This window comes from Okeania hirsuta (assembly GCF_003838195.1).
Classification (GTDB): Bacteria; Cyanobacteriota; Cyanobacteriia; order Cyanobacteriales; family Microcoleaceae; genus Okeania; species Okeania hirsuta.
Genome location: NZ_RCBY01000410.1, coordinates 1 through 3799, shown reverse-complemented (window position 1 = coordinate 3799; position 3799 = coordinate 1). Strand labels below are relative to the sequence as shown.

At 35.4% G+C, this 3799-nt stretch carries 3 protein-coding genes; 1 reads left to right on the top strand and 2 read right to left on the bottom strand.

What is annotated here, in order from left to right; genetic code table 11:
* The first annotated feature begins 354 nt into the window (after positions 1 to 354).
* Complete coding sequence (locus D5R40_RS31070; RefSeq protein WP_192901226.1) at positions 355 to 762, top strand: C6orf136 family protein; 408 nt, start codon at positions 355 to 357, stop codon at positions 760 to 762.
* Positions 763 to 1196: 434 nt separating this feature from the next.
* On the opposite strand, the gene D5R40_RS31065 is transcribed toward D5R40_RS31070, so the two are convergent.
* Both D5R40_RS31065 and trpS read right to left on the bottom strand, forming a co-directional pair.
* Positions 1197 to 2087 (bottom strand): methylenetetrahydrofolate reductase, encoded by an 891-nt coding sequence (locus tag D5R40_RS31065; protein WP_124147792.1) that lies wholly within the window; start codon positions 2085 to 2087, stop codon positions 1197 to 1199.
* A 443-nt stretch (positions 2088 to 2530) separates the two neighbouring features.
* Complete coding sequence (trpS, locus tag D5R40_RS31060; RefSeq protein ID WP_124155728.1) at positions 2531 to 3538, bottom strand: tryptophan--tRNA ligase; 1008 nt, start codon at positions 3536 to 3538, stop codon at positions 2531 to 2533.
* Positions 3539 to 3799 lie beyond the last annotated feature (261 nt).

Sequence of the window (3799 nt, the reverse complement as noted above, 5' to 3'; positions counted from 1 at the left end):
TAACGAACTCAGAAGTCAGAAGGCAGAAGGCAGAAAGCAGAAGGCAGAAGGGAAAATTATATGGGGATAGTCAACGATCGGCCACTCCCTGTCTGATCACTCTAAGCAATTTTAAGCACCTCCATGGATGGTGGGGTATTAAACTCGCAAAAGGTAAAGATAAAACTGCTTAGAGTGATCGGCCACTCCCTGTCTGATCACTCTAAGCAATTTTAAGCACCTCCATGGATGGTGGGGTATTAAACTCGCAAAAGGTAAAGATAAAACTGCTATTTCAACTTACGCTGACTATTTTTTTAGTAGATTAAGTAAACTCTAGTCTAGATATATCAATTTTTTCTGAGGAAAATTAGAGTGAAAGTTGAACAAGTTATTAATACCCTAAAGTTGGATTTACCTACTCTATTTAAAAAGGATATTTCCTACGATATTTATACTAAGGATATTTTTTTTAAAGACCCAGTTAATACGTTTAAGTGGAAGTTTAATTATCGAATTATTTTTTGGACTTTGCGCTTTCACGGTCGGTTATTTTTCACAGAACTCTATTTTGATTTACACGATGTTCAGCAAACAGAAGAAAATATAATTTTGGCAAATTGGACTGTGCGTGGAATATTAAGAGTTCCTTGGCAAGCCAGAATTTTTTTTAATGGTTATTCGACTTATAAATTGAATAAAGATGGATTAATTTATGAGCATATAGATACTTGGGATAGAAAACCTACTGAAATATTAAAGCAGTTTTTTCACAGGGGTTGAATTCAGTTATCAGTTATCAGTTATCAGTTATCAGGTTTACAGTGGTTTTCATTTGGGTAGACAACAGTAGGGGCGTTTTGCTCCGCAACATATAAAGCGGAGCTTTGCATCAGCAAATGGCCATTCACCCCTACAGGATTTTTGTTGTGACAATGTGGCTCATCAATTTGAAAAGCTCTGTATTATGGCAATAGCGAATGTTGTAGCTTCGTTTCCACAGACCTGATACAAACAAGTGCGGGCATCTTGCCCGCTGTGAGTGTACCTCACCCTTGATGGAATCTACTGTATCAAAAGCTTAAAACTCAGACAAAACCATATTTTTTAGTCCTTCCTTCTTCCTTCTTCTATGAAAACGCCATATTTTTCAGTCCTTTCTTCTTCCTTCCTTCTTCCTTCTTCCTTCTTCCTTACTTCCTTAAATTGCGTAATTTTTACTGTTCAATAGGAGAAATTTCAGCCATATCTAATATTCTAGGGATTAAATCTTCTCGCTTAATTGCCATCAAATGAACTCCGTGACAAATCTTACTAGCAATTTGTACTTGTTCGGCAGCAATTTTTATTCCTTCCTCTAAAGGTTTTTCAGCTTTTGCCAAACGATTAATAATATGTTCTGGTATATCAACTCCAGGCACATACTTATTAATAAAAGCAGCATTTTTGGCAGATTTAAGTAAAAATATTCCAGCTAAAATTGGCTTATTACTCTCAACTGCAATTTGATTCATAAACTTTTCTAACTTATCAAAATCAGAAATTAATTGACTTTGAAAAAATTGACACCCTGCTAATAATTTCCGCTCAAATCGTTTTTTTAATCCAGACCAACTAGGGGACTGAGGGTCTACCGCAGCTCCTACAAATAAATCTGTAGCTCCATCTGGTAAAGTTTTCTCATTCCAATCTATCCCTTGGTTTAATTTAGCAATCATTTGTAATAAACGCACTGACTCCATATCAAATACACTCCTAGCATCTTTATGGTCTCCTGCTTTTACAGGGTCGCCAGTAAGAGCTAAAATATTATGAAGTCCTAATGCTGAAGCTCCCATTAGATCCGCTTGTAACCCAATACGGTTGCGATCGCGACAAGCTACTTGACATATTGGATCTATGCCATTATTTTTTAAAATAATTGATGCTGCCAATGAAGACATTCTCAAAACAGCACGACTGCCATCTGTTACATTAACAGCATGAACTCTACCTTTAAGTGTTGAGGCCATTTCAATCATGTGAGCGGGGTCAGCTCCTTTTGGTGGTGCTACTTCAGCAGTTACTAAAAATTCTCCCGATTTTACTGCATTGCGAAATCTATTCATTTATTTATTACTTAGTTGTGGTTAAGTTGTTAATTTTTTTCAGGCTATTCGATAGAAGAAAAATCTTTATCTAACTAACTATTATTTACTTCTATTAACTACGCAAATTTCAGAATATACAATGGTAGAGCAAATATCATTTTTGTTGCTCGTTAACAAATTATAATTTCACTTTGAAACACATAATTATCCAACTTTAAAATAACTTTTACAATAAGTTAATCCACTTAATTTCAGTTGAGGGTAATTGCGCTCGATAAAAATGAATAAGTTACTAATTTGAGCTTGATCTGAGTAGTTAACTACATATAGCTAAGAAAGAATTGGTTAGGACTTATGCGGATAATAAATCTTAGACTAGGAAATGTTTTCCCAACTGTTCCCTGTTCCCTGTTCCCTGTTCCCTGTTCCCTGTTCCCTGTTCCCTGCTATAACTATTTCTATTAAATTGGCACAGAATAACCTAAAGCTGCTTTGACCTTTGCTAATGTTTGATGAGCAACTGCTCCTGCTTTTTGCCTACCTTTAGATAAAACAGATTCTAAATAACCTTGATCATCCATTACTTCTTTATATTTTGTTTGAATTGGTTTCAAAGCTTCAATAGTTGCCTCAGTTAATAAAGGTTTAAATTGTCCCCATCCCATATCCTGACATTCTACTGTTACTTCTTGTTTTGTTTTGCCTGAAAATAATCTATAAAGGGTTAATAAATTATTGCATTCAGGTCGTTCAGGATTATCAAACTCTAAACCCTTAACTGGGTCTGTTTTGCAACGTTTAATCTTTTTTGTAATTACATCCGGTGGGTCTAATAAACTAATTCTACTCAATTCTGAAGGGTCAGATTTAGACATTTTGCTAGTACCATCTGCCAAACTCATTACCCGCGCACCCTCTTTTCTAATTAAAGGGTCTGGTAATTTTAGTATCTTTTCCTCCTTACCAAACTGATGATTAAATCTAACTGCAATATCGCGGGTAAGTTCCAAGTGTTGTTTTTGGTCTTCTCCCACAGGAACTTTATCTGCATCATAAAGTAGAATATCTGCAGCCATCAAAACTGGATAATCTAATAAACCTGTCCCAACATTTTCTCCTTGCTTAACTGCTTTCTCCTTAAATTGGATCATATCTGTCAACCAATTCAGTGGAGTAATACAGTTCAGTAACCATGTCAATTCACTATGAGCTGGAATATGAGATTGTACAAATATGGTAGAATAATCCAGGTCTATACCACAAGCCAAATATAAGGCTGCAATAGTGTAAGTATCTGTAGTTAGTGTAGCTGGATTGTGTGGTACCGTAATAGCGTGTAAGTCTACTACACAGAAGAAATTATCATATTCTTTTTGACCCTCTACCCAGTTGCGAATAGCACCTAAATAATTTCCAATATGAAGGTTTCCAGTTGGTTGAACTCCAGAGAGTACGCGCTGTTTAACCATTACTTTTTAACTTTAGCCATTAAATGTTAATTAATAATTAACAATAACATAATTCAGTGCTCAGTTTAACCAAGTCAAAATTCAGAATTCAAAATTCAAAATTCAAAATTCAAAAGGAGTAGTTATTGACGGAAAAGTTTATATGATTGCTGTCTCCTTCATCCTTCTATAACCTACTACCTTCTTCCAGGGAATTGGTATCTTGAAGAAGGAGACAGGAGACAGGAGACAGGAGACAGGAGGAAAATTACATGGGGATTC